Source organism: Streptomyces sp. NRRL S-87, assembly GCF_000719335.1.
GTDB lineage: Bacteria > Actinomycetota > Actinomycetes > Streptomycetales > Streptomycetaceae > Streptomyces.
The window spans coordinates 64,840-89,720 of record NZ_JOGB01000012.1 but is presented as its reverse complement, the minus strand read 5'-3'; the positions used below and the strand labels follow the sequence as shown (position 1 = coordinate 89,720).

The 24,881-nt window shown below is 74.6% G+C and carries 23 protein-coding genes and 1 riboswitch; of the genes, 11 read left to right on the top strand and 12 right to left on the bottom strand.

Going from position 1 to position 24,881, the window contains the following annotated elements; translation table 11 throughout:
- Positions 1–83 precede the first annotated feature (83 nt).
- A complete protein-coding gene (locus IF43_RS0110200) occupies positions 84–683 on the bottom strand; it encodes a histidine phosphatase family protein (RefSeq protein ID WP_030197112.1) in 600 nt (199 codons plus the stop codon).
- A gap of 325 nt (positions 684–1,008) precedes the next feature.
- Between IF43_RS0110200 and IF43_RS0110195 the strand changes: the two genes are divergently transcribed.
- Entirely contained in the window at positions 1,009–1,971 is a 963-nt protein-coding gene (locus tag IF43_RS0110195; protein WP_051795029.1) for a D-2-hydroxyacid dehydrogenase family protein, read from the top strand.
- 29 nt (positions 1,972–2,000) lie between these two features.
- Here the strand turns inward: IF43_RS0110195 and IF43_RS0110190 are convergent, their stop codons facing one another.
- Positions 2,001–2,501, bottom strand: coding sequence for an ester cyclase (locus tag IF43_RS0110190; RefSeq protein WP_078910040.1), 501 nt, complete (start codon positions 2,499–2,501; stop codon positions 2,001–2,003).
- 79 nt (positions 2,502–2,580) lie between these two features.
- Here IF43_RS0110190 and IF43_RS0110185 point away from each other — a divergent pair, with 79 nt between their 5' ends.
- Positions 2,581–3,264, top strand: a complete 684-nt coding sequence (locus IF43_RS0110185; RefSeq protein ID WP_030197105.1) for a TetR/AcrR family transcriptional regulator C-terminal domain-containing protein — start codon at positions 2,581–2,583, stop codon at positions 3,262–3,264.
- A gap of 82 nt (positions 3,265–3,346) precedes the next feature.
- Here the strand turns inward: IF43_RS0110185 and IF43_RS0110180 are convergent, their stop codons facing one another.
- The gene (locus IF43_RS0110180) at positions 3,347–3,805 is read right to left on the bottom strand and encodes a MarR family winged helix-turn-helix transcriptional regulator (RefSeq protein WP_030197103.1); all 459 of its coding nucleotides are present in this window, start codon (positions 3,803–3,805) and stop codon (positions 3,347–3,349) included.
- A gap of 158 nt (positions 3,806–3,963) precedes the next feature.
- Here IF43_RS0110180 and IF43_RS0110175 point away from each other — a divergent pair, with 158 nt between their 5' ends.
- Entirely contained in the window at positions 3,964–4,479 is a 516-nt protein-coding gene (locus IF43_RS0110175) for a DoxX family protein (RefSeq protein ID WP_030197102.1), read from the top strand.
- Positions 4,480–4,673: 194 nt separating this feature from the next.
- Here IF43_RS0110175 and IF43_RS0110170 read toward each other — a convergent pair whose 3' ends face one another.
- Together IF43_RS0110170 and IF43_RS0110165 are read right to left on the bottom strand one after the other, a co-directional pair.
- On the bottom strand, positions 4,674–5,294 hold the full coding sequence (locus tag IF43_RS0110170) for a hypothetical protein (protein ID WP_234332066.1): 621 nt from the start codon (positions 5,292–5,294) through the stop codon (positions 4,674–4,676).
- The gene (locus IF43_RS0110165; RefSeq protein WP_030197097.1) at positions 5,291–6,340 is read right to left on the bottom strand and encodes a MerR family transcriptional regulator; all 1,050 of its coding nucleotides are present in this window, start codon (positions 6,338–6,340) and stop codon (positions 5,291–5,293) included. The genes IF43_RS0110170 and IF43_RS0110165 overlap by 4 nt, the downstream gene beginning before the upstream one ends.
- Positions 6,341–6,452: 112 nt before the next feature.
- On the opposite strand from IF43_RS0110165, the gene IF43_RS0110160 reads away from it, so the two are divergent.
- The gene (locus IF43_RS0110160; RefSeq protein ID WP_030197095.1) at positions 6,453–6,701 is read left to right on the top strand and encodes a hypothetical protein; all 249 of its coding nucleotides are present in this window, start codon (positions 6,453–6,455) and stop codon (positions 6,699–6,701) included.
- A gap of 197 nt (positions 6,702–6,898) precedes the next feature.
- On the opposite strand, the gene IF43_RS0110155 is transcribed toward IF43_RS0110160, so the two are convergent.
- Complete coding sequence (locus IF43_RS0110155; RefSeq protein ID WP_063753299.1) at positions 6,899–7,906, bottom strand: XdhC family protein; 1,008 nt, start codon at positions 7,904–7,906, stop codon at positions 6,899–6,901.
- A gap of 324 nt (positions 7,907–8,230) precedes the next feature.
- Here IF43_RS0110155 and IF43_RS0110150 point away from each other — a divergent pair, with 324 nt between their 5' ends.
- Complete coding sequence (locus IF43_RS0110150) at positions 8,231–8,530, top strand: hypothetical protein (RefSeq protein ID WP_158939266.1); 300 nt, start codon at positions 8,231–8,233, stop codon at positions 8,528–8,530.
- Positions 8,531–8,541: 11 nt separating this feature from the next.
- Here IF43_RS0110150 and IF43_RS0110145 read toward each other — a convergent pair whose 3' ends face one another.
- On the bottom strand, positions 8,542–9,213 hold the full coding sequence (locus IF43_RS0110145; RefSeq protein ID WP_030197088.1) for an NADPH-dependent FMN reductase: 672 nt from the start codon (positions 9,211–9,213) through the stop codon (positions 8,542–8,544).
- 552 nt (positions 9,214–9,765) lie between these two features.
- A riboswitch (cyclic di-AMP (ydaO/yuaA leader) is annotated at positions 9,766–9,927 on the top strand.
- A 4-nt stretch (positions 9,928–9,931) separates the two neighbouring features.
- Here IF43_RS0110145 and IF43_RS0110140 point away from each other — a divergent pair.
- A complete protein-coding gene (locus IF43_RS0110140) occupies positions 9,932–10,714 on the top strand; it encodes a transglycosylase SLT domain-containing protein (RefSeq protein ID WP_030197085.1) in 783 nt (260 codons plus the stop codon).
- Positions 10,715–10,879: 165 nt separating this feature from the next.
- On the opposite strand, the gene IF43_RS0110135 is transcribed toward IF43_RS0110140, so the two are convergent.
- Positions 10,880–12,478, bottom strand: coding sequence for an FAD-binding oxidoreductase (locus IF43_RS0110135; protein ID WP_107048450.1), 1,599 nt, complete (start codon positions 12,476–12,478; stop codon positions 10,880–10,882).
- A gap of 379 nt (positions 12,479–12,857) precedes the next feature.
- Between IF43_RS0110135 and IF43_RS0110130 the strand changes: the two genes are divergently transcribed.
- Together IF43_RS0110130 and IF43_RS0110125 are read left to right on the top strand one after the other, a co-directional pair.
- Complete coding sequence (locus IF43_RS0110130; protein ID WP_030197081.1) at positions 12,858–14,258, top strand: APC family permease; 1,401 nt, start codon at positions 12,858–12,860, stop codon at positions 14,256–14,258.
- A gap of 157 nt (positions 14,259–14,415) precedes the next feature.
- Positions 14,416–15,042 carry a class I SAM-dependent methyltransferase gene (locus tag IF43_RS0110125; protein ID WP_030197078.1) on the top strand — a complete coding sequence of 209 codons (627 nt, stop codon included), beginning with the start codon at positions 14,416–14,418 and terminating at the stop codon, positions 15,040–15,042.
- A gap of 7 nt (positions 15,043–15,049) precedes the next feature.
- Here IF43_RS0110125 and IF43_RS0110120 read toward each other — a convergent pair whose 3' ends face one another.
- Both IF43_RS0110120 and IF43_RS0110115 read right to left on the bottom strand, forming a co-directional pair.
- Positions 15,050–15,964, bottom strand: coding sequence for a YncE family protein (locus IF43_RS0110120; RefSeq protein WP_030197075.1), 915 nt, complete (start codon positions 15,962–15,964; stop codon positions 15,050–15,052).
- 351 nt (positions 15,965–16,315) lie between these two features.
- On the bottom strand, positions 16,316–17,215 hold the full coding sequence (locus IF43_RS0110115) for a squalene/phytoene synthase family protein (protein WP_051795025.1): 900 nt from the start codon (positions 17,213–17,215) through the stop codon (positions 16,316–16,318).
- A 253-nt stretch (positions 17,216–17,468) separates the two neighbouring features.
- On the opposite strand from IF43_RS0110115, the gene IF43_RS0110110 reads away from it, so the two are divergent.
- A complete protein-coding gene (locus IF43_RS0110110) occupies positions 17,469–18,707 on the top strand; it encodes a serine hydrolase (RefSeq protein ID WP_030197065.1) in 1,239 nt (412 codons plus the stop codon).
- A gap of 94 nt (positions 18,708–18,801) precedes the next feature.
- Here the strand turns inward: IF43_RS0110110 and IF43_RS36325 are convergent, their stop codons facing one another.
- Positions 18,802–20,988 (bottom strand): M4 family metallopeptidase, encoded by a 2,187-nt coding sequence (locus IF43_RS36325; protein ID WP_030197063.1) that lies wholly within the window; start codon positions 20,986–20,988, stop codon positions 18,802–18,804.
- A gap of 170 nt (positions 20,989–21,158) precedes the next feature.
- On the opposite strand from IF43_RS36325, the gene IF43_RS0110100 reads away from it, so the two are divergent.
- Positions 21,159–22,118 carry a LysR family transcriptional regulator gene (locus tag IF43_RS0110100; RefSeq protein WP_030197061.1) on the top strand — a complete coding sequence of 320 codons (960 nt, stop codon included), beginning with the start codon at positions 21,159–21,161 and terminating at the stop codon, positions 22,116–22,118.
- A 110-nt stretch (positions 22,119–22,228) separates the two neighbouring features.
- On the opposite strand, the gene IF43_RS0110095 is transcribed toward IF43_RS0110100, so the two are convergent.
- Positions 22,229–22,885, bottom strand: a complete 657-nt coding sequence (locus IF43_RS0110095) for an HAD family phosphatase (protein WP_030197057.1) — start codon at positions 22,883–22,885, stop codon at positions 22,229–22,231.
- A gap of 203 nt (positions 22,886–23,088) precedes the next feature.
- On the opposite strand from IF43_RS0110095, the gene IF43_RS0110090 reads away from it, so the two are divergent.
- On the top strand, positions 23,089–24,639 hold the full coding sequence (locus tag IF43_RS0110090) for an alpha/beta hydrolase (RefSeq protein ID WP_107048454.1): 1,551 nt from the start codon (positions 23,089–23,091) through the stop codon (positions 24,637–24,639).
- Positions 24,640–24,881: the final 242 nt, after the last annotated feature.

The window sequence follows — 24,881 nt, the reverse complement described above, 5'->3', positions numbered from 1 at the left end:
GGGCCGGGTCGCTCCGGGTCGGGCCGGGTCGCTCCAGGTCGGGCCGGGTCGCTCCGGGTCGGGCCGGGTCCGGAAGGGACGGCCTACGGCAGGGGGCGGGTGTTCCAGCCCGCGATGACGGGTTCGCCGTGCTCGGTCGACAGGCGGCCGACCGTACCCGTCTGCAGCAGGAACAGCCGCCCGTCCGAGGGCGGCAGCCGCAGGTAGCGGGCCGTCAGGACGCGCAGGAAGTGGCCGTGCGCCACCAGCACCGCGTCGCCCGGCCGGTCGGCCAGCGCGTCCGCCACCCGCTTCAGCACCCGGTCCGCGCGGGCGCCCACCTGCTCGGGCATCTCGCCCGGGTGCTCCGCGTCGCCCGGCGGCACCCCGTCGTCCCACAGCGTCCAGTCCGGCCGGGTGCGGTGGATCTCCGCCGTGGTGATGCCCTCGTACGCGCCGTAGTCCCACTCGTGCAGGTCCGGGTCGACCGGCGCGTCCGGCAGCCCGGCCAGCCGGGCAGTGCTCCGGGCCCGGCTGAGCGGGCTGGTCAGGACCAGCGCGGGGGAGAGCCCGGAGAAGTAGGGCGCGAGGGAGATCGCCTCCTCCACGCCCCGCGGGGCCAGCGGCACGTCGGTCAGCCCGGTGTGCCTCCCGGTCGCGCTCCAGGCCGTCTCGCCGTGCCGCACCAGCAGCACATCGCCCATGCCCTACGCCTCCTCGCTCGTCTGCCGGGCGATCGTCCCGCCCCGGCCGTTCCTCCGGTCGTGCCCCGGGCCACCCCCTCGGGCGGCCCCGACGGGCCGCCCCGACGGACCGCCGCGACGGGCCGCCCCGTCGGGGTCGTTCCCCCCGGGCCGTTCCTTCCAGTCGTGATCATGCCCGTACGCACGCCCCGCGTGTCCACCCCACCGTGCGCCACTCCGGCCCCGGCGGACCCGTGACGCGCCGGTCCGGTCCGCCGGAACGCGCCCCGGCCCGGCGCGGCCGATGCCGTACGCTCGGCGGCACCGGTGATCAAGGGGGTGCGCGGTGGCGGAACTGCGGTGCGCGGTGCTGGACGACTACCAGGGCGTGGCGCGCGGGCTGGCGGACTGGGACCGGCTCGCCGGCACGGTCCGCACCCGCTTCCTGACCCTCCACCACGACTCCCAGGACGCGCTGGTCGCCGCCATCGGGGACTGCGAGATCGTCGTGGTGATGCGCGAGCGGACCCCGTTCCCCGCCGGGCTGTTCGCCCGGCTGCCACGGCTGCGGCTGCTGGTCACCTCCGGCATGCGCAACGCGGCCGTCGACGTGGCCGCCGCCCGCCGCCACGGCGTCACCGTCTGCGGCACCGCGAGCAACTCCGAGCCCCCGGCGGAGCTCACCTGGGCCCTCATCCTCGGGCTCGCCCGCCAGGTGGTGCCCGAGAACGGGGCGCTGCGCACCGGCGGCCCCTGGCAGCGGAGCCTGGGCGCCGACCTGTACGGACGCCGGCTCGGGCTGCTGGGCCTGGGGAAGATCGGGCGGAAGGTGGCCCGGGTGGGGGCCGCGTTCGGGATGGACGTGGCCGCCTGGAGCACGAACCTCGACCCGGGCACGGCGGCGGAGTACGGGGTCACCGCCCTGGCCACGAAGGAAGAGCTGCTGGAGACCAGCGACTTCGTCTCCGTCCACCTGGTGCTCGGGGACCGCTCCCGCGGGCTGATCGGAGAACCGGAGCTGCGCCGCATGCGGCCGACGGCGTACCTGGTGAACACCTCGCGGGCGGCCGTCGTCGACCAGGACGCGCTGCTGCGCGCCCTGCGCGAGGGGTGGATCGCGGGCGCCGGCGCCGACGTGTTCGACACCGAGCCGCTGCCGGCGGACCATCCGCTGCGCACGGCGCCGAACTTCCTGGGCCTGCCCCACCTCGGGTACGTCACCCGGCGGAACTACGAGGCGTACTTCTCGCAGGCCGTCGAGGACATCGAGGCGTTCCTGGCCGGCGAGCCGGTCCGCGTGCTGGGCTGACACCGGTCCGGTCCTGCACGGGGCCGGCGTCAGCCGGCGGTCGGCCAGTCCCAGCCCAGCTGGAGGAACAGGCCCAGGCGGTCCGACACGGCGCGCATCTCGGTGATCCGTCCCTCGGCGAGGGTGAACACGAACATCGCCTCGTTCTCGAAGGACCGGCCGGTCGGCCGCGGCATCCGCGGATGGGCGCCGGAGTGGACGCCGCTCTGGGTGATCCGCGCGACCACCCGGTCGCCCTCGGCCAGCAGCTCGTCGACCCGCGCGCGGTACGGCTCGAAGGCGGCGAGCTGCATCGCGACGGCCTCGAAGGCGGCGCCGGGCTCGTCCGGCTCACCGTGAATGATCTTGTTGTGGTCGATCACGTCGGCAGCCAGGTAGCGGGGCAGGTCCGCCAGCCGGCGCTCGTTGACGGCCGCGAAGAATCCGGTCACCACCGCCCGGTTCGCCGCGGTGCCGGGGACCCCGGCGGGGGCGCGGGTGGGGGCGTCGGCGTGGGCGGGGAGCTGCGGGTCCTGGCGTACGACGGTCATGGTCCACTCTCTCTTACGGTGTAAGGATCCGATGGCGGCTACTCTGGTCTTACGTCGTAAGGAAGTCAAGGGGGCGGAGATGGCCGGGACCCGCAGCCGCACCGGTGCGAAGGCCGGCCTCAGTCGGGGCCGAGTCCTGCGCGCAGCGCTGGAGCTGGCGGACCGCGAGGGGATCGAGAAGCTCTCCATGCGCAAGCTGGGCGCCGAGCTCGGCGTCGAGGCGATGACCCTGTACCACTACGTGCCGAACAAGGCCGCCCTGCTGGACGGCCTGGTGGAACTGGTGGTGTCGGCCGTCCGTCCCGCGGCCGGCCCGCCGGTCGGCGACGCGTCCGCCGACGCGTGGTCGGCCGACGCCTGGCCGGCGAGGCTGCACGGCTTCGCCGTCGCCCTCCGTGCCGAACTCCTGCGTCACCCGGGCGTGATCCCGCTCGTGGCGACCCGCCCCGCCCGCTCGGCGGCGGCCCTGCGGGCGGTGGAGGACACCGCGGCCGCCCTCGCGGGTGCCGGCGTCGAGCCGCTGCGGGCGCTGCGCATCGTCAACGCGGTGGCGACGTTCGTGATCGGGCACTGCCTGGCCGAGGCCGCCACGACCCCGGGGCACCCCGAGGAGGCCGACGCGCCGCTCGATCTCGCGGACTTCCCGACCCTGGCGGCGGCCGTCGCGGCCGGACTGGGCACGCCCGAGGACCACCGGGCGCGCTTCGCCCTGGCCCTGGACGCCCTGCTCGGCGGTCTCGCGGCCGCACCCGCGGCCGGCTGAACCGGCGGGGCCCGCAAGGCTGCCGCGGTCTCCGGGGCCGCAGTGCCGCCGCACTCCCCGGGAGTCGCGGGGCGGGGCGGGGTCAGATGCCCCGCAGGCGGCGCGAGACCTCGCCCAGACCGTCGGCCAGGGCCTCGAGCTGCTCGGGCGTGAGGACGTCGATGAGGTGCTGGCGGACCTCCGCCACGTGGCCCGGCGCCGCCTGCTCCAGCCGCTCGCGGCCCAGGTCGGTGAGGACCGCGAAGACGCCCCGGACGTCGGAGGGGCAGCTGCGCCGGCGCACCAGGCCGGCCTTCTCCAACTGCGTGACCTGGTAGGTCAGTCCGCTTTTGGAGTTGATGAGCCCGTCGGCGAGCTCCGTCATGCGCAGCTCGTGGTCGGGGGCGGCGGAGAGCCGCACGAGGATCTCGTACTGCGGGTGGGAGAGGCCCGATTCGTCCTTCAGCTGCTGGTCGAGACGGCGGTTGAGGAGTGCGGAGGCGGCCAGGAAGCCGCGCCAGGCCCGCATCTCGTCATCGTTGAGCCATCGCGTGTCAGCCATGCCTCTCAGCGTACGTCAGTTGTTCGGATTCGAACGAACCGCTAGGGTCGGACGCCTGGTGGTTCGAATTCGAACCACTTTCGCGCGGTGGCGCCCGTACGGACGTACGGCGTCCCGCGCGCTCCGACCAGTCACCCGCCCCAACGAGAGGGACCCCCATGTCCTCCCCGTCCGCGACCCTGCGCCCCAGCCACGCCTCCGATGCCGGTCTGCTCCTGCTCCGCCTGGCGGTGGGCCTGACCATGGCCGCCCACGGCAGCCAGAAGCTCTTCGGCTGGTTCGGCGGTGGCGGCATCAGCGGCACCGGCCAGTTCTTCACCGCCAGCGGCTACCCGGCGGGCGACACCATGGCCGTGGTCGCCGGCCTCGCCGAGACCCTCGGCGGCCTGGGGCTGGCCGCCGGCCTGCTCACCCCGCTCGCGGGCGCGGCCCTGGTCGGCACCATGATCAACGCGCTGGCCGTCATCTGGAGCGGCGGGTTCTTCGCGCCCAAGGGCGTCGAGTACGAGCTGCTACTGACCGTCTCCGCGGCCGGTCTCACCCTCGCGGGGCCCGGCCGCTACGCGCTCGACTCGTTCGTGCCCGCCCTGCCGACCCATCGCCTGCGCACCGGCCTGTACGCCCTGCTGCTGGCGGTGGCGGCCGCGGCCGTGACCCTGCTGCTCCGGAAGTGACCCGCGCGGACCACGCGACCCCGCTGCCGGGCGGGTGACGGCCGGCGCCCACCGGGCCGCCGCGTACGTGCCCAAGGGCGGTCACCGGACACGGTCGCCGCGCACGTGAGCGAGCGGCGTGCGGGGCAGGCGCCTGAGCCCGGCGCACCGGGTCGAGCGCCGAGGGGACCCGCACCCCACGGGACCCACGCCGGTCACCGGGCCGGTTCCGCCTCCAGGAACCGGCGCCGGCGCGGGCCCCGGTAGAGCAGGCAGTCCCAGCCCCACCGGCCCAGCACGTCCGCGCAGTCCGCCAGCCGGGCCGCCTCCTCCTCGGCGGCCCGGCTGCCGGCCGGTCCCTCCCAGGTCACCCTGACCCTGCTCGGTCCCTCGCCGGCCCGCACCACGTAGCCGGTGCGGTCGCGCCGACCGTCCGGGGCCACCGCCGAAGGCGGGATCCCCGCCGCCTCCAGCACCAGCGCCACCGCCCGCACGGGGCGCTCGCGCTCCCACGGGGCCGGCCGGCCCTCGGCCGCCGCTCCGCCGGGGCCGGTCGCACCCGGGCCTGTCGCATCCGGTGCTGTCGCCCCCGGTCCCGTCGCCCCCGGTCCCGTCGCCCCCGGTCCCGTCGCCGCCGGCCCGTCGTCCGGCACCGCGCCCAGGACGCGGCGGATCTGCCGCAGGCCCTCGCGGGCGGTCCGCACCTCGGCCGCCCGTACCGCGGCCCGCTCCTCCGGCACCGGAGGCCCGTCACCCGTGGCGGGCTCGAAGCCGTGCCCCTGACCCCCGCCCGTACCGGCGCCCGCACTCCCGCCGCCGCCCCCGACCCCCGTCACGCGGGGTTCTCCCGCAGCCAGGCCAGGACCTGCCGGCCGTGCTCGTTCGGCGGGAAGACCGGGTAGAAGACGTGCTCGACCCGGCCGTCCCGGACGATCATCGTCAGCCGCTTGTACAGCGTCGCGCCGGCCGCGTCGAACTCCGGCAGCCGCAGCGCCGCGCCCAGTGCGCGGTCCGGGTCCGAGAGCATGGCGAAGGGCAGCCGCAGCCGCTCCACCACCTCCCGCTGGTAGGGGGTGTCCTGGCTCGACAGCCCGAACACCCGCGCCGCCCCCGCCTCCCGCAGCTCCGCGTGGTGGTCACGGAAGTCGCAGGCCTCGGCCGTGCACCCGCGTGCCCCCGGGATGCCGTCCCAGCCCTCGGGCAGGTCCGTGTCCGGCCGGCCGGTCAGCGGGTACACGTACAGGACCGTGCGCCCCGGGCCCAGCGCGTCCAGCCGCACCGTACCGCCGGTCGTCGCCGCCAGCCCGAGCCCGGGCAGCGGCAGTCCGGGCAGGTGGTCGGCACCACCGTCGTCCTCGGGCACCGGCAGCCCGGCCGGCAGCACGCTGTGGTCGTGCGGCGGTGCCGTGCGGTCCTGCGGCGGTGCGGTGCGGTCCTGCGGGACGTCCCGCCCGCGGTCCGCGGTGGTGGTGGTGCTCACGGGGTGCTCTCCCTCCCGGCCCGGGGCGTCGGGCGCCCGGGCGACGCTGTTGCGGTACGCGGCCCGCCGGAGGTGCGCGGTGAGGACCGAGCGGCGCTCGGTGAGCGACTCGATCCGCGCCGACAGGTCGTCGATCGCCTCGCGGTAGCCGGCCAGCGAGGCGGGGCAGTCGTCCGCGTGCGCGCCCCCGGCCGCCAGGCAGTCCAGGAACGGCCGGGTGCGCTCGACCGGGATGCCCAGGGCGCTCAGCGCCCGGATCTCGCGGACCACCCGTACGTCGTGCTCGCCGTAGTCGCGGTAGCCGTTGGCCAGCCGTTCGGGGGTGACCAGGCCCAGCGCCTCGTAGTAGCGCACCGCCTTGAGCGTCGTCCCCGCACGCCGGGCCAGTTCTCCGATCCTCATCCGCCCCTCCTCACACCCCGCACGCTAAACCCTGCCCCGAGGGGCAGGGTCAACCCCCGGCGGCAGGGCGCTCCGGGATGCGCGGCCAGGCCCCGCGCCCGACGCTGGAAGCATGCGCCACGCACCGATCGTCGTGCACCGGATCTCGCCCTCGGGCGGGCGCCGCGTGACCCTGCGGACCGAGGGCCACGAGGACATCCTGGGGCTGGCCCGCTCCGACGCGGACGTGATCGAGTTCCTGCGCCGGGCCGAGGTCCCGGACCCCGACGAGCTGGTCCTCGGGGACTCCAGGCTCATCGACTGGGTCGGTGCCGAGCCGCACGTGTACGCGCTCGAACCCTCGGACACCGACATCCCCTGACCGGCACCCCCCGACCTACCTCCCCTGACCGACGTCCCCGACGGCCAGGCGTCCACCGTCATCCGGCGGGGCCCACCGCACCTCGGCCGGCCCGCGGGCGGCCCGCCCGGCTCGGATCCGGCCGTCGGCAGCGGCCCGCGCCGAAGCGTCCCGTCCGGCTGCGCCCGCACGCGGGACGGCCTGTGCGGTCGGGGTGCTCACGGGGTGCCGGTGCCGGTGCCGGCCGGTCCGGCCGGCTCGGCCGCGACGGCCGTGACGGCGGTCAGGACGCTCAGCACCTCCGCGCAGATCGCCAGGGCCGTCTCCGCGGGGGTGCGCGCGCCCAGGTCCAGCCCGATCGGGCCGTGCACGTGCGCCAACTGCGCCTCGGTCAGCCCCGCCGCGAGCAGGTCCTCGCGCCGCCGGGCCTGCGTGCGGCGGGACCCCAGCGCGCCCACGTACGGGATGCCGAGCCGGAGCGCGCCGCCCAGCACCGGCGCGTCGAACGACGGCTCGTGACTGAGCATCACCAGACAGGCCGAACCCCGCCGTGCCGACAGCCGCTTCTCCGCCTCCGCACGGTCCTGGGTCGTCAGCCACTCCCAGCCGAGCAGCTCCGCCTGCCGCCCGATCAGCTCGGCGAGTTCACCGGTCCCGCCGATCACCAGGTACGGATCGGCCGGGTACGCCTCGATCAGGACCAGGCCCTCGTCGCTGTAGCGGGCCTCGCGCCCGGCCCGGTGCCGCCCCAGGAGCTCCAGGGCCTCGCGCACCGCCTCCGGACCGCCGGCGGGAGCGGCGCCGTCGCCGACGCGCACGACGGTGCTCACGGCCTGCGTGCCGTCCTCGCTCAGCCGCGTCACCAGGGCCGCGCTCGACCCGAGCGCCAGCTCCTCCCACCACCGCTCGGGTACGGACGCCAGCGGCTGCACCAGGATCTCCGACTGCCCGCCGCAGGTGAGGCCCGCACCGGTCGCCTCGGCGCCGTGCACCGACACCTGGCAGACCCGCGCCGTCTCCCCGTCCGGGACCGCGGCCGCCTCCGCGACGAGCTGCTCGTCGAACACCCCCCGGTACAGGCTCCCCGCGCACTCGCCCCGCGGATCGACGAGCAGCGCCCCGGCGGGGTCCCGGGGGCCGAAGCCCTGCTCGGTCACGGGCCGGGCCAGGAACGCCGTACGCCCCTCGGCCGCCCACCGCCGCGCCGTCTCCACCAGCTCGCGCATCACACGCCGCCCTTCTCGCGTCTTCCCGGTCTTCCCAGGTCAGACCCCAACGTATGCCTGTCGGCGGCCCGCGCACCCGCGCCGGGCGGAACTTCGGCCGGTCCGCCAACCCGCCCCCTTGGACGATCATCCGGGGCCGGCCCGGGACGGCCTTCGTGGAAGTCGATCAAGGCCCGGTCGCGTCCTCCCGACGGTGCGCGCCCGGCCCGTACGCGCGGGCGCGCGCGGAGCGCGACGGGGCGGCACACGGGCTGAAGACAACGAATTCATACCGGTGTGCCAGGCTGCCGTTTCCCGTTCCACGAGGCCCGGGTTGAGCCGTCCGTGACGACTACTCCCGGCCCGTCCGCCCCGCCCGGCGCACGCCACGCACCCGTGGCCGCCCTGAGCGGTGCCTACTGGCTCGACTCGCCGTCCCGCCACGAGGGCGAGGACTGCGGCCGCTGCGACCAGCTGCGGCGCGCGAACGCCGCCCTCGTCCGGCTGCCCGGCCCCAGCGAACGCCGGGACCGGCCCGGCCTGCCCCCGGAGGAGCGGGGCGCGGCGGCGCTGCGCGTGGTCATGACCATCCTCGCGGTCCTCACCATCGCCTCGGCCCTGGCCGTCACCGGTCTCGGCGACTGACCGGCACGCGGTCAGTCCTCCGAGCGCTCCGTGACGGCCGCGTCCGTGCGGTCGCTCAGGAACTCGTACCACCGGCGCTGCAGGCAGACGTAGCGGGTGTCCGCCTCCACCAGGCGCAGGAAGGCCGCCACCGTATCCGTCAGGCGTGCCTGGAGCCCGGTGTCGGTCAGGTTGCCCTCCGGCGTGAAGCCCTCGTGGGCGCGGGCGAGGCTGAACATGTCCGGGTAGACGCGGGTGCCCAGGTGCTCCAGCGGGACCCGCAGGGCCCACAGCCCGCGGTTGCCGCCCACCAGCGACGGCGAGGCGGACACCAGCAGGGCGTGCTTGTCCTTGAACGGCTGGGGGCGCACCCGGGAGACCCAGTCGATCGCGTTCTTCAGCACGCCCGGTACGGAGGCGTTGTACTCGGGCGAGGCGATCACGAAGCCGTCGCAGGAGGCGATCCGCTCGCGCAGCGCCAGTGCCCCCGCCGGGAGGCCGGTCTCCTGCTCGGTGTCGCCGTCGTAGACCGGCATGTCGAAGTCGGCCATGCGTGCGAGGTCGACGGCGCCGCCGGCCTGGGCGGCGAGCCGGGCGACGAGCTCGGCGAGCCGCGCGTTGAGGGAGTCGGAGCGCCGGGAGGCGCCGAAGACCAGCACGCGGACCGGCCCGCGGCCCGTCCCGTGCTCGGAGCCTGCGGTCATGGGGTGGGGCCTCCAGGGCGGACGGCGGCGGGGCGGCGGCGGACGGTGGCGGGTCGGTCACGGGGCGGTCACGCGGTGACGGGAGCGGGCACACCGAGCGGAGCACATGCGCGGAGCCGGGCGCGGCTGCCCGGGCCGTCGCGCGACGGAAGTCACCCGGGCAGCCGCACACCGGACGTACCGCAATGCCCCCTCCTCGCCTTGTTGATTCCTTAAGTCCGATTTGAGGCGGACTGATGGTTTCTGTTGCGTGACGCCTGGCTCGGTCAATTCCTGGCGTTTGGCTGGTCTTTCCCGCTTATGCGGCACCGTCGTGCATGCGGTGACTTGTGTCACGCGGGAAGCGCCGGCGCGGGGAGATCGACTTCGCGACCGCGGCTCTGTGGAGCCTCAGTTGGCCATTGGCCCGTCAGGCGATCATGTTCGTTTTCCGTCGCCGTTCCTGCGGCAACTTTGCGTTAAGGAATTCGGGACTTGTTCAGTCGTGCGGCTCTCGCCTACGGTCACGCTCATTCCGGGTGGAACGCCGAATCCTGCCGCCGCCCGGATTCCCCACACCACTCACTCATTCACGTACGGCAGGAGCGGGGGACCCAGGTAGGCGCCGCACCGGCCCGTCCGGTGCGGCTTGGGGTGAAGGCGCGCTCGACCAGCGCGTCCGGGCATCTCCAGCCCGAACCCGACAGCTCACCTCGCAGGCGACGGAGAGGAATGCGCCATGCCCGGAAAAGGCAAGCACCGCCGCCCCAAGAACTCTCGACTCGGCCGCGGATTCTTCGCGGTCGGCACCGGCGGCGCCGCCCTGGCCCTGCCTGTGATCGGCGCGACCACCGCCACGGCGGCCGCCCCGACGGCAGCGCATTCGATCACTGTCGCAAAGATCGCCGCCCCCACGCTCACTCCTGAGGCCCTTCTGAAGGCCCCGGCCACGTATTCCGTCGTCGCCGGCGACTCGCTCGCCGGGATCGCGAAGAAGCACGGTCTGGCGGGCGGTTGGAAGAAGCTGTACCAGGACAACAAGTCCGTCATCGGTGACGACCCGTCACTGATCCGCCCGGGCATGAAGCTGCGCGTGGACGGCAAGGCCGCCGCCCCCGCCCGTGCCACCGTCGCCCGCGCCGACCGCTCGACCCGCCCCACGACCCTCAAGGCCACCCCGGCCGCGGTGAAGAAGACGTACGCGAACAACCTCGACGGCTGGATCCGCGAGTCCCTCGACATCATGGCGAAGCACGGCATCCCCGGCTCGTACAACGGCATCTACCGCAACGTCATGCGCGAGTCCTCGGGCAACCCGCTCGCCATCAACAACTGGGACATCAACGCCCAGAACGGCATCCCGTCGAAGGGCCTGCTCCAGGTCATCCAGCCGACGTTCAACGCCTACCACGTCCCCGGCACCTCGATGGACCTCTACGACCCGGTCGCCAACATCACCGCGGCGTGCAACTACGCGGCCGCCCGCTACGGTTCGATCGACAACGTCTTCGGCGCCTACTGACCGTCGCCGTACCGCACCCCGGCGCCGCGCGCCGGAACCCGCCCGCCGCCTCGGCCGGCCCGGAAGACCGCTCGGGGGTCTACCGGGCCGGCCGTCGCGTCGTCCGCACGTCACCGTGCGGGCGGCCGGCGGCCGAGGCCGCCGCGCGCCGCGGAGGGGCGCCGGTCACAGTGCCTGCGGGAAGCGGAAGAGGCGGTCCGGGTCCAGGGCGCGGCGCAGCGCCTCCAGACGGGCCAGGTTCGGCCCGTAGTAGGCCCCGCGCCAGGTCGTGAGCGCGGGGTCGGTGTAGTTCTGGTACGCCGCCCCGCTCGCCCACGGCCGCAGCGCGGACCACAGCCCGCCCAGCCAGGCCTCGTGCCGGGCCGCCTCCGCCGCCGGGGCCCCGGCGGGCCAGTACGCCAGGTACTGGGTGAGCAGCCCGTACGAGCGGTGGGCGAAGGCGGTGTCCGTGACGCCCACCCGGTTCAGCTCGCCGCCGCACACCCCGTCCAGCTGCACCACGCCCCGCCCGCCCGGGGGCACCGCCCCCGCGTACCCGGCCAGGCCGTCGAGGAGCGCGGCCACGGCCGCCGGCGGCAGGCCCGCTCCGGTCCAGAAGTCCGAGCGTCCGGCGTACGAGTCGCGCTCCAGCAGTCCCGTCGGATCGTGCCCCGGCAGCGTGCCCGGCAGCCGGCACTGCGCGGGCGCGTACCCGAGGCACCCGGCCATCGCCCGCATCGTGTCGGCGTAGCCGCGCTGGACGATGTACCGGTCGCGCGGCGGTGACCCGACCGCCGCGGCCAGCCGGTCCAGCTCCTCCTCCAGCTCCGCCCGCCCGTCCAGGCACACCACCCGCACGGCGGGTGCGGGCACCGGGTCGGCGCCCCGTCCGGTCCCTCCGCCGTACCTGCCGTACCTGCCGTGCCCGCCGTTCGGTCCGCCGCCCCCGCCGTCCCCGCCGTCCCCGCCCTCCACGGTGAACTCCAGCTGGCTCCAGAACGGGTCCGCGAGCCCCGCCAGCCAGCGCTGCCAGGCCCCCACCAGCCCGGCCGTCGCCGACGCCGGCCAGTGCAGCTCCGCGAAGCCGCAGTCCCCGGCCGGCCAGGTCCGGAACCGGAACTCGGTGACCACGCCGAAGTTCCCGCCGCCCCCGCCGCGCAGCGCCCAGAACAGCTCGGCGTCCTGCGCCGGGCCCACCTCGCGCACCCGCCCGTCCGGCGTGACCACGCGCGCGCCCGTGAGGGCGTCACTGGTGGCCCCGTACGCCCGGGCGGCCACGCCCAGGCCGCCGCCGAGGGTCAACCCCGCGATGCCCACCGACGGGCAGAGCCCGGCCGGCAGGGCCGCGCCCCGGGCGCCGAGCGCCGCGTGGACCTCGCCCAGCCGGGCGCCCGCCCCGATCCGGGCGGAGCCGGTACCGGGCTCGACCGCGGCCATCGTCCCGACGTCGACGACCAGGCCCCTACCCGTCGACCAGCCCGGGTAGCTGTGCCCGCCGCCGCGCGCCACGACCGGCAGGCCGGCGCGGCGGGCGAAGTCGAGGCACGTCACCACGTCGTCCTCGTGCGCCGGGTACGCCACGGCCGCCGGGGCCACCGCGTCGTGCCGCGGCTGGAACAGCTGCCGGGCCTCCGCGTACGCCGCCTCGCCGGGCCGGACCAGCCGCCCCTCCAGTCCCCGCGCCAGGGCGTCCAGGTCCGGCTCGCGGCCGCGCGCGAAGCCGGCGGCGAGCGGAGCTGCCAGGAACTGCCGACGGCCCAGACCCATGTCCCCTACTACTGCCATCCCGCTCCCCGGAAACCCGTGCGCCCCGCCGGTCCCGCCGCGCGCGTGCCGCGAACGGCCCGGCGCGGCGCGCGCGGGAGGCCGTACCGCCCCGTGGACACGGGGGCTACCGCCGGTAAAAGCGAAGAAAATTCCGGGGCTCCGGCCTGCGGTTCCCGCACCCCCCGTTTTCGTTGCCTTAGCGCGTTCTTAACGCGTTCTTGGTCTGTCCAGGCGTGTCGGAGCAACGGATTCCGCAGGACGTAAGGCATTGACCTGCGGTTCGCCGGAGGCTTCCATTCAGCCCGGGAGCCATTGGAACCACCTGACCACCTGCCGCCTCGGAGGCGATACCGCTCCCACCCCCTGAACCACCGCACACGCCGATCGGAACCGCCAGATGACCGACACCCTCAGCGCACCGCACGCGCTGGCCCCCCAGACCGGCCCCGTGCCGCAGAAGCTGAAGCGTTCCATCGGCGTCGTGGGCGGCACCCTGCTCACGCTGTCGTGCGTGACGCCGGCCTCCACCCTCTTCGTGGTCGTCCCGGACCTGTTCTCCAGCGTGGGCACCTTCACCTGGCTCACCATCGCGATCGGCTCGCTGCTCTGCATCGGCGTCGCGTTCTGCTACTCCGAGCTGGGCACCCTCATCCCCAGCGCGGGCGGTGAGTACGCCATCGTCTCCACCCTCGCCGGCCGCCTCGCCGGCTGGCTGGTGTTCGTGCTGTCCCTGCTGGTGGTGATGATCGTGCCGCCGGTGATCGCCATGGGCACCGCCGACTACCTCGCCCCGCTCGTCCACGTACCGGCCCCGCTGGCGGGAGCCGGCGTGATGCTGCTGGCCACCCTCGCCGGCCTCCTCGACCTGCGCGCCAACGCCTGGATCACCGGCATCTTCCTCGTCCTCGAGGTCATCGCGGCCGGCGTCGTCGCGGTCCTCGGCTTCGCCCACTCCGAGCACGGCACGGGCACCCTCGTGCACGGTGCCGTGGCGTCGGGCGAGGGCGGGGCGCACGCCGCCGTCACCGCGGGCCTGGTGATCTCCGGCCTGGCCATCGCCCTCTTCATCACGCAGGGCTTCTCCACCGCCGTCTACCTCTCCGAGGAGCTGGAGAACCCGCGCCGGAACGTGGCCCGCACCGTGCTCGCCACCCTGGCCATCTCCACGGCCGTCATCCTCGTCCCGGTCATCGCCATCACCATGGGTGCCCCCGACCTGGCGACCCTGACCAGCGGCGACATCAGCGGCATGATCGCGGCCTGGTCCAACTCCGCCGTCGGCACCTTCATCAGCCTCTGCGTCGCCCTCGCCATCATCAACGCGGGCATCGTCATGGTGATCCAGAACTCCCGCGTGCTCTTCGCCTCCGCCCGTGACAAGGCCTGGCCGGAGCCCGTCAACAACGCCCTCGCCCGTCTCGGCCGGTTCGGCTCCCCGTGGGTCGCCACCCTGGTGGTCGGCGTCCCCGGCGCGGCGCTCTGCTTCGTGAACCTCGACACCCTGTACGGAGTCACCGGCGTCTCCGTCACCGGCATGTACCTGCTGGTCGCCGTGGCCGCCCTGTTCAGCCGCCGGGGCGCCCACCGCGACGTCCCCGCCTGGCGGATGCCGCTGTGGCCGGTCGTCCCGCTGCTGCTGATCGCCGTCCTCGGGTACGTCCTGTACATGCAGGACACCGAGTACCTGCTGTGGACCGGCGGCATCACCGCGGTGGCCACCCTCTACTGGCTGTTCTACCTCCGCCCGCGCCAGGACTCCCGCTGGCTGGTCAGCATCCCCGAAGACGCGCAGGCCTGACCCCCCAGGCAGCGCAGCGGCCCCGAGGGCCGGAGCGGCACCCCCGGCCGCCCCGGCCCTCGGGCGTTCCCCCGGCGGGGCCGAGGGGGCGCGGCCCGGCGCCCGCGGTGGGATTCTGGAGGGGAAGCACGACACGCCGTGGGGGACGGAGGGCGAGATGGGCTTCTACTCCGACCGGGTGCTGCCGCACATCATCAACACCGCCTGCGGGATGAAGACGGCCCGGCCGATGCGCGTCAGGGTCTGCGAGGGCCTGGCGGGCGAGGTCGTGGAGATCGGCTTCGGCACCGGGCACAACGTCCCCTTCTACCCGCCCGAGGTGACCGCCGTCAGCGCGGTCGAGCCCTCCGAGGTCTCCTGGCGGCTGGCCGCCGACCGGGTCCGCGTGTCCACCGTGCCCGTGCAGCGGGCCGGGCTCGACGGCCAGTACCTCCCCTTCGAGGACGGCTCCTTCGACGCGGCCCTGAGCACCTGGACCCTGTGCACGATCCCGGACCCGGACGCGGCCCTGCGCGAGCTGCGCCGCGTCCTGCGCCCGGGCGGCACCCTGCACTTCCTCGAGCACGGCCTGGCCCCGGCCGAGGACGAGGGCGTACGCCGCTGGCAGCGCCGGCTGGAGCCGCTCAACAAGCGCCTCTTCGGCGGCTGCCACCTCACCCGCCCCCACGACCAACTGCTGCGCGCGGCGGGCTTCACCATCGCCTCGCTCGACCGCTTCTACGAGGAGGGCGCCCCGAAGCCCGTGGGCGCCCTCTACCTCGGCACCGCCTCGGCCGGCCGGTGACGAGGCCTCAACCGCCGGCGGTATCGATGACCGACAGGGTGCCGTCGCCGCTGTTGGCGACGTAGACGCGCTTGCTGTGGGGCTCGAAGGCCACACCCGACGGCCCGGATCCGACCGGGACCGTGGCGACGACGCCGTGGGACCCGGCACCGATCACCTGGACCGTGTCGTCGGACAGGCTGACGTAGGCGTCCCCCCGAGCATCGACCGCCACGGCGATCGGGTGGGCGGCCACGTCCACGTGCAGCACGCCGCCCGTGGTCAGGTCGATCACCGATACCGCGGTCGAGCCGGAGTCGGCCACGTACGCCCGACGCCTGGGGGCGTCGATCGCGATGCCGGTGGGTTGCTGCAGGACCGGGACGACCCCCGTGACGCCGTGGGTCGCGGGGTCGATCACCGAAACGGTGCCGGCCTCCGGCTGCGTCACGTACACGCGGTGGTCCGTGGGATCGACCGCGACGCCGAGTGCGCCCTGGACCTGGAACTCGGGCACCAGGAACGGGGTGCCGCCGTTGTGCACGGCCGACACCGTGTCGCTGCTGCGGTTGGTCACGTACGCCCGACCCGCGAGGTGGTCGACGGCGATCCTGGTGGTGTCGGGCGGAGGCCCGGACGGGCCGTCGATGGTGAGGGTGGCCACGAGGGCGTTGAACCTGGCGATCACCGACACGGCGTTGCCGCCGTTGCCGGCGACGAAGACGCCGAACTGCGGATCGGTGGCCACGCCCTCGGGCCGGAATCCGACGTTGACGGTCGTGGTCACGGTGTTCGTCGTGGACTTCACCACCGACACGGTGTCGTGGCCGACGTTGGTGACGAAGACCTGGTCGTGGACGTCCACCGCCACACCGACCGGATCCGCCCCCACCGGGACGGTGGCGACGACATGCGACTGTTCCGCGTTGAATGTTTCACCCATGACATGGCCTACGTCTCAGCCGATTCCTGCTGGTCTTCCGGACATTGGTCGACGTGCGCACCGGCGCGGACGGGGTGACGCCGTGCGGGCCCGCCGGGCCCGACCGCTCGCGCGGCGGGAGCGGCGGGAGCGGCGGGAGCGGCGGGAGCGGCGGTTCGGGCGGAGGGGGCGGTGATCACCATTATCCCGACGGTCACCGGCCGCGGCATCTCGGCGGCCCGCCGGGGCGCGCGGCCCGCGGGCACCACGCCGCGTCGGACGGACGACCCGCCCGAGGCACCCCGGCCGCCCCGTTGCCGCATGCGGCCGGCTGCCTCGGGAGGCCCGGCGTCCCGGGAGGGGTCCCGGGCCTCAAGCGGCCCGGCGCCGCTCCCGCCAGGCGCGGCCCAGGATCCGCAGCGGCGCGACCACCCCGTACCCCGCGTCACGCCGCAGCGCGCCCGCCCCGGCCCGCTCGACGGCGGCGAGCTGGTGGGCCATCAGCTCCGTCATCACCCGGCCCACCGGCCGCAACCCCGGTGCCGCGAGCTCCACCACGTCCGCCGCGGCCGTCAGCGCCTCCCGCGCCCGGGCGCATTCCGCCGCCAGCAGCGCCCTGACCGCGGGCGTGTCCGCGGCCCCCTCCAGGTCGGCGCGGCTCACGCCGTGCGCCGCCAGCCGCTCGGCGGGCAGGCACAGCCGCCCGTCCCCGAGGTCCCCGGCGAGGTCGGCGAGGAAGTCGACCCGCTGGGCCGCGTCCACGAACCGGCGCCATCCCGCGGCCTGCTCCGGGTCCGGCCCGCCCGGGTACTGCAGCCCGGTGAAGACGACGACGCCCGGCCAGGCGTACGCGTCCACGTACGCCTGGAAGTCCGCCTCGGTGGCGAAGCCCGCGAAGCCCGCCTCCGCCGTCCCGGCACCCGCAAGGAAGCGGGTGACCCACTCGGTCGGCAGGCCCCGTTCGGCGACCGCGTGGGCGTACGCGCGCAAGACCGGGTCCGGATCGTCGCCCTTGGCCAGCACCCGGTCCACCCGGCCCGTCAGGGCCTCCAGCGCGCCGGGCACCCCGCTCTCCGCCACGTCGTCGACGAGGTTCATGAAGGCCAGTCCCGCCGTCAGCCAGGGCTGCAGCTCCGGCGCGGCCAGCAGCCGCAGGGCGAGGTACGGGGCCTGCTCGCGGCGCAGCACGCGCCGGGCGGCGGCCGTGCAGTCGGCCCGCAGGGCGGGGTCGGTGAGCTGTGCGGCGGTGAGGGTGGCGCGCCAGGTGGGCACGGGGTCCGGGTCTCCTTCGGGGCTGGTCCACGGCGTACGGGCGGACGCCCGGCCGGTGCGTACGGACGGCCGGTCGTTCCCGCCGATGTCCGTGCCCCACCGTATCCGCGGTCGGCGGACCGCCCGGCCGGGGGGCGGGGCGGCACGCACCGCCGGCCGGACCGCGGAACTGCCCGCCGGGAGGCCGCCGGTCGGGCCAATGGGCGGAGTGTTGCCTTCCGTTCGCCGGGGCCGGTGGGCGCATAGTGCCGCTATGAACCGAACCCGCAGGGCGCTGCTCTGTGCCGCCACCCTGATCGCCGTGACCCTGCCGGTCCTCCCGCCCACCGCCACGACCGCGGCCGCCGCCGGCGGCACGGGCGGGGGCCGCCCGAACTGCGTCAGCTCGCCCCGGCCGGCCCCCGGCAGCGAGGCCCGCGCCATCGTCGACATCGCGCGCACCGCGCAGAGCGAACTCGGGCTCCGGTCGGTCATCCTGCGGGTGACCCGGGGCGGCCGCGAGGTGGTCACCGCCGCCACGGGCGAGTCGATGACCGGCGTGCCGGCCACCCCCGACATGCACCTGCGCGTCGGCTCGGTGGGGATCGAGTACATGGGCACCGTCCTGCTGGAACTCGTCGACGAGGGCCGCGTCTCGCTCGACGACCCGGTCTCGCGCTGGCTGCCCGACCTGCCGCACGCGAACGAGATCACCCTGCGCATGCTCGGCAACAGCACCTCCGGCCTGCACGACTACGTCACCGACCCGGTCTTCCTCGCGGAGCTGGGGGCGCACCCCTTCCGGCACTGGACCCCGCAGGAGCTCGTCGGGATCTCCACCGCCCACGACCTCTGGTACGAGCCGGGCACCAACTGGAGCTACTCGCACGCCAACTTCGTCCTGCTCGGCGCCGCCCTGGAGAAGATCACCGGCATCCGGCTCGACCACCTGCTGCGCCGGCGCGTCACGGGTCCGCTGGGCCTCCCGGACACCCGCAACTCCTTCACTCCCGAGATCGCGCCGCCCCCGGTCCTGCACGCGTTCAGCTCCGGCCGCGGGACGTACGAGGAGACCACCTACTGGAACCCGTCCTGGACGACCGCCCCCGGCGCCGTCCTGACCAGCCACATCTGCGACCTGGCCCGCTCGGCCCGGGGCATCGGCCGCGGCGAGCTGCTCTCACCCGAGGCCTTCGCGATCCAGCTCGACCCCGGCACCGTGGGCCTGGGCCACGAGACCCGCGCCTGCCCCAGGACCGTCTGCCTGCGCAACACCGGACGCTGGCACTTCGGGATGGGCTTCATCGTCGACCACGACTGGATCTACACGAACCCGTCGTTCACCGGGTACGCGGCCATCTCGGCCTACTTCCCCGGGAGCGACCTGGCGGTCGCGGTGTCCGCCACCGAGGGCCCGGACACCGACCTCGTCAACCCCGCCGAAGAGATCCAGCACCGCATCGCCGCGCTCCTCACGCCGGGCCACGTGCCGGGCGGCCCGGACAGCGCCTGACCGGCAGCGCCTGGCCGCGGGAGCGCCCCCGGCCGCACGTGCGGCCGGGGGCGCCCTTCCCCCTTGCAGGCTGGCTAGTCGACCGGGTGCCGGGTCACGGCGCGGTCAGGCCCAGCGTGTACGAGCCGGAGCCGCTGTAGGCGTGCACCAGGTAGCGGTAGTAGCCGGCGGAACCGTAGTAGTTGATGTCCTCGTCCGCGCTCTCGTTGCCGGAGACGGCCACGTCCACCCACGTGGAGCCGTTCCACTTCTGCAGGTACAGGTCGAAGTCGGTGCCGGCCGGGCCGCGCAGGCAGCCCACGTGGGTGCCGGACCGGCTCGAGTAGTAGTACGAGCCGTTCGGCTGGGCCTGGGCCTGGCCGGAGCTCAGCGTGCCCTGGTAGGTGTACTGCGTGTTGTCGCAGCCGGTCGGCGGCTGGGTGCTGCCGACGGTCAGGTTGTACGTGACGCTGTGCTCGACCGAGCCGGTGCCCTTGACGGTGATCTGGTACGAGCCGTTCGCCGTGCCGGCGGCCGCCGCGACGGTCATCGTCGACGAGCCGCCCGAGGTCACCGCGTCCGGGCTGAAGGAGACCGTGACCCCGCTCGGCGCGCCGGAGGCGGAGAGCGCGACCTTCTGCGCCGCGCCACCGGTGGTCTGGGTGCTCAGGGTCGAGGTGACCGAGGCGCCCGCCTGCACCGAGCCGCTGGTCGGGCTCAGGGCCAGCGAGAAGTCGGCCTGGGTGGTGCCGCCGCAGTCGGTCTCACCGGACTGCGCCGGGACGCCGACCGCGTTCCAGGCCGCCTTGACCGCGTTGCACTCGGCGCTGCCGTAGGTGTTCTTCGCGCTCGCCAGCGTCGCCCGGCGGGCGGCGAGGTGGTTCCACGAGGAGGTCTTGCTCAGCAGCGCGCCCATGAAGACCTTGCCGGCCTTCTGGATGCCGATGCCGGTCACGGACGACGGGCCGCCGGAGCAGATCGGGCTGCCCGGCTTGCCGCCGCCGGGGTTGGAGCCCTCGGCGAGCAGGTAGAACCAGTGGTTCTGCGGGCCGGCCGCGGCGTGCACCTCGGTGTTCGAGTTCAGCTGCGTGTAGCAGTTGGGGTCGCCGGCCACCGACGGGTTGTACATGTACCGGATCGGCTTGCCGTCGCCCAGGAAGTCGAGCTTCTCGCCGACGGTGTAGTCCGGGGTGTCGTTGGGGTTGTTGGCGTAGGCCTCGGTCAGAGCGCCGAAGATGTCGCCGGTCGACTCGTTCATGCCCCCGTTCTCGTTGCTGGAGCCGGAGCCGCCCGGGGTCCTGTCGAAGACCTCGTGGCCGTACTCGTGCGCCACCACGTCGATGCCGGTGAGCTGCATCGTGGAGTTCTGGTTGTGGCCGTACGTGGTCTTCGTGCCGTCGTAGTACGCGTTCACCTCGCCCAGGCCGGCCCGGGCCGGGACCATCGAGCCCTGGCCGTTCTGGCCGTTGTAGCCGAACCACTCCTTGAGCATGGAGTGTTCCTTCTGCGCCGCGTACATGATGTCCACGCACGCGGTGACCAGGTTGTTCGCCGTGCCGTTGCCCCACGGCGAGGAGCCCGTGTAGGCGCCGCCGGTCTGGCCGCCGCACTGGAAGCCGGAGCGGTTGGGGTCGGTCATCGAGGAGGCGGCGGTGTCGATCGTCACCGTGCCGTTGTGGTAGCCGCGGCCCTCGGCGTCGGACACCTTCTGGTCGGCGCGGGCGATCTTCCCGCTCCGCGCGTCGACGTACGTGTCGAGCACGCTCGGGGCGTTCTCCGCGGTGCGGCCGCCGACGCGGGTGTGCCAGGCGAGCAGCGCGTTCCCGTCCTTGAGGAGCACGGTCAGGGCGGGCCGGGTGGCGCTCTCCACGCGGTGCAGCTGCCCCCGCGCGGTGGCCAGGGCGGTGGCGGCGGAGACCTTCGCCGCGGTGCCGACCTTGATGGCCGGGGCGGGGGCGGCCGCGACGTTCCGGACCGTGCCCCTGCTGTCCGAGAGCACCACCGCGTCGCCGCCGACCACCGGCAGGCCGCGATAGGTCCGCTGGTAGGCCGCGTAGAACAGGCCGTTGGCCCAGGGGGTCACCGACGTGCGGACGAGGTCCTCGTCGCTGCCGTGGCGAAGCCCGTCGAGACCGCTGCTCGCCGCGCGGTCGGCGGCCGCGAGGGCGAGCGACTTGCCCTGCTGGGGAGGCACGGGCGAAGGGGTGGGGGAGGCGGCCGACGCCGCGCCGGTGAGGGCGCCGGCGAGGCTCGCGGTCAGCGCCATGGCTGCCACGGTGGCCGTCAGTCTGGTGCGGTGCACGTCCACTCCGTTCGTGGGGGGGAGGCTCGGGGAACACGGCCTGCGATTCGGCCGGTTCCCGTCTGGGGTCGCCGCCGAGTATGGGCGTGCTCATGACCGGACAGGGACATCTCGTGCGTCATAACGCGGGAGTTATGGTGTGCCGCCCACGCCTTGCGTAACCTGCTGAAATGCAGCTGGAATTGCGGCATCTGGAAGCCGTCTGCCGGATTGCCGAAGCGGGCAGCCTGGGACGTGCGGCGAGCCGGCTGGGCGTCTCCCAGCCAGCCCTCTCGGCGCAGTTGCGGCGTATCGAGCGGGTCGTGGGCGGGGAGTTGTTCGTACGCGGCCGCCACGGTGTGGAGCCCACGGCGCTCGGCCAGTTCGTGCTCGCCAGGGCGCGCCGGGTGCTCAGCGAGATGGAGGAGCTGACCGCAGGCGCCCGCGCCGTCGCGCCCGGTACGCCGCTGCGGCTCGGCTGCATCCTGCTGGTGCTGCTCGACGGGTTGCTGGAGCAGATCGAACGCGAGCTGGCCGGGCGGGAGATCACCGTCGACGTGGAGCACTCGGTCACCGCACTGGCCCGGCTGCTGGGCTCCGGACGGTACGACGCCGTCCTGTACGGCGAGGTGAACGACCACGAAGTGCCGCTGCCCGAGGGGGTGCTGGCCCGCACGCTCATCCCCCGCGAGCCGTTCTGCGTACGCCTGCCCGCCGACCACCCGCTCGCCGCCCGGGCGGAGGTCGAGCTGGCCGACCTCGCCGAGGAGCCCTGGATGACCCTGCTGGAGGACGACGACGGCGGGCCCGAGGCGCTGGTCGCCGCCTGCGCGCGGGCCGGCTTCACGCCGTCGCTGCGCTACCGGATCACCGACCGGAAGATGCACTGGGACCTGATCGCGGCCGGCCGGGCCGTCTCGGTCAGCCAGCCCACCGCGCCGGCGGCCGAGGGCACCGTCCTGCGGCCGCTGGCCGGCAGCCCGATCACCGGCCGGATCCGGCTCGCCTGGAACCGCGCGGCCGTCCCGGCCGCCCAGGCCGAACTGCTCTACCGCGCCGCTGGCCGGGCGTACCTGGCCCAGCTCGACAACAACCCCTTCCACCGCGCCTGGTGGGACGCCCACCCGGAGCTGCACCCGGACCTCGGCTGACGGCCCGGGGTCCTTCGCACGTTCCGTACGCCCGGGCGGCGGCCGGTCCGGTGGTCTGGCGGTCGCTCCGGCGGCCGGTCCGGAGGCCCGCCGCCGGAGCCCCGGCCCAGTCAGCCCGCCGCGGCGAAGGCGAGGATCTCCGCGGCCGCCGCGCCGAGGGTGGCGAAGTGGCGGTGCACCCCCTCCTGCGCGACCGGGGAGTTCACCCCCCAGACCGTCATCCCCGCGGCCAGCCCCGACCGGACGCCGGACGGCGCGTCCTCGACGACCAGGCAGTCCCGCGGGTCAGCGCCGAGCAGCTCCGCGGCGCGCAGGTACGGAACGGGGGAGGGCTTGCCCTCGGTGACGGCGGCGGCGTCCACGACGAGGCCCGGGGCCGGCAGGCCGGTTCGGGCGAAGCGGCCCCGCACCCGGTGCTCGTAGTTGGAGGTCACCAGTGCCCAGGAACCGGGCGGCAGGGCCGTCAGCAGCTCCGGCGCGCCCGGGTACGCCCCGTACGTCCCGGTGCGCACGTCCTCGTCCTCCAGCGCGTGCAGCGCGGCCACGCACTCCTGCGGGTCCAGGTGCGGGGCGACGTGCGCGAAGGTCTCGACCGGACGGGTGCGCAGTGCCACCGCGTACACCTCGTCCGCGTCCAGGCCGTGCTCCAGCGCCCACGTGCGCCACACGCGGCGCTGGTTGTCGAGGGCGTCGACGAGGGTGCCGTCGACGTCGAAGAGGATGCGGCGGCGGCCGGACGGCACGGGGCCCGCGGACTGATCGGTCATGGCCCGATCCTTCCAGGTGCCGCGGCGCGGGGGTCACGCTCCCCCTCGGTGCGCCCAAGGTTCGTATGGTTTCGGCCACTTGCCGGATTCCTCTCCATCCCGAGTCGTACGCGCGATCCGCCCTCGGGGATGATTCGCGTGGCTCCGGCATGTAACAGGGTTGTGGCGTCCGTACATCATCGAAAGGAGCGGCCTTCGTGCGCATGCGCCGATACGCCCCGCTGCTCGCCGCGGGACTCTTCGCGACCACGATCCCCGCACTCGCCCCCGCGCAGGCCCAGGCCGCCGGCGCTCCCGGGTACCTCACGCAGAAGCCGGCCTGGCACCGTTGCGACTCCCGCTCGCCCGCCGCGTACCAGTGCGCCACGATCAAGGTGCCCCTCGACTACCGGCACCCCGAGGGCCGCAAGATCGACCTCGCCATATCCCGGGTCAGGAGCGGCAATCCGGCCAAGCGCCACGGCGTCCTGCTGCTGAACCCCGGCGGCCCCGGCGGCTCCGGCCTGGACCTGCCGCTGTTCCTCGGCGACGCGCTGCCGAAGAAGGTCAAGGAGCAGTACGACCTGGTCGGCTTCGACCCGCGCGGCGTCGGCAGGAGCACCCCCATCAGCTGCGGGCTCAACGACGCCGAGCAGCGCTGGGACCGCCCGTACAAGCGCGAGACCTTCGCCCGCGACACGGCCTGGGCCAAGTCCGTCGCGGCCAAGTGCCGTGCCACGTCCGGTGACCTGCTGCCGTACATCACCACCCGCAACACCGCGCGCGACATGGACGTCGTCCGCTCGGTCCTCGGCGAGCGCACGATCTCGTACCTGGGCTACTCGTACGGCACCTACCTGGGCGCCGTGTACGCGCAGATGTTCCCGACCCGGACCGACCGCGTCGTCCTCGACAGCGCCGTCGACCCGGCCCGGATCTGGCGCGGCATGATCCAGGTGTGGGCCTCCGGCGCGGAGCCGGCGTACGACCGGTGGGCCAAGTGGACCGCCGCCCGCAACCGCACCTACAAGCTGGGCAGCACCCCGGCCGCGGTGTCGAAGACCTTCTACGGCCTGGTCGCCCAGGCCAACCGCAAGCCGATCCCGATCGACGGCCAGAAGCTGACCGGCGACGACATCCGCAGCTACCTGCGCGGTGCGTTCTTCAGCCCGAAGTCGGCCGCCGAGGCCGTCGTGGAGCTGAAGAAGGCCGCCGCGGGCCAGCACGTCGGCGCCGCCGCGCTGCCGGTGCCGCCGGCCCCGGCGCGGACCGCCGCCGAGGCGCCGGCCGACAACGGCACCGCCGTCTTCTGGGCCGTGGCCTGCGGCGACACCCGCTCATGGCCGAAGGACCCGGCGCAGTACCGCCGGGACTCCATCCGCGACAAGGCCCGCTACCCGCTGTACGGCGACATCGCCTCCAACATCCTGCCCTGCGCGTTCTGGGGCAGGAACATCGAGGCCGAGACCCCGATGACCGGTACCGCCAAGGTGCTCACCGTCCAGAACGAGTGGGACTCCCAGACCCCGTTGGCCAGCGGCAAGGGCCTGCACCGCGCGCTCAAGGGCTCGAAGATGGTCCTGGCCCTCGGCGGTGAGGGCCACGGCGTCTACCTGACCCCGGGCTCCTGCGCCAACGCCCCGATCGACGCCTACCTGACCACGGGCAAGCTGCCCAAGGCCGACATCACCTGCCGGACCACCTCCTCCGGCCAGCGCAACCCGCTCTCCGACGCGCTGCCCGGCCCCTTCCCGGCCGCACCGAACCGCTTCTGAGCCTCGGCTGACCCCGCATCACACGGCCGCCCCGCGCCCCTGAGGGCTGGACGGGCCGCCCCGGGCCGGCCGGCCGATCCCCGTGATCGGCCGGCCGGCCTTTCGCGTGCCCGGCCCGCGCAGGCGACGCACGCAGGACCGCCACCCTCCGCTTGCTTGAAACTGCTCGTTTCGGTGCAGTTTCAAGCAGCAATCTCCAAACTGGGCCGCCAGCGCGCTATGTTGCCATGCGCATGCCCAAC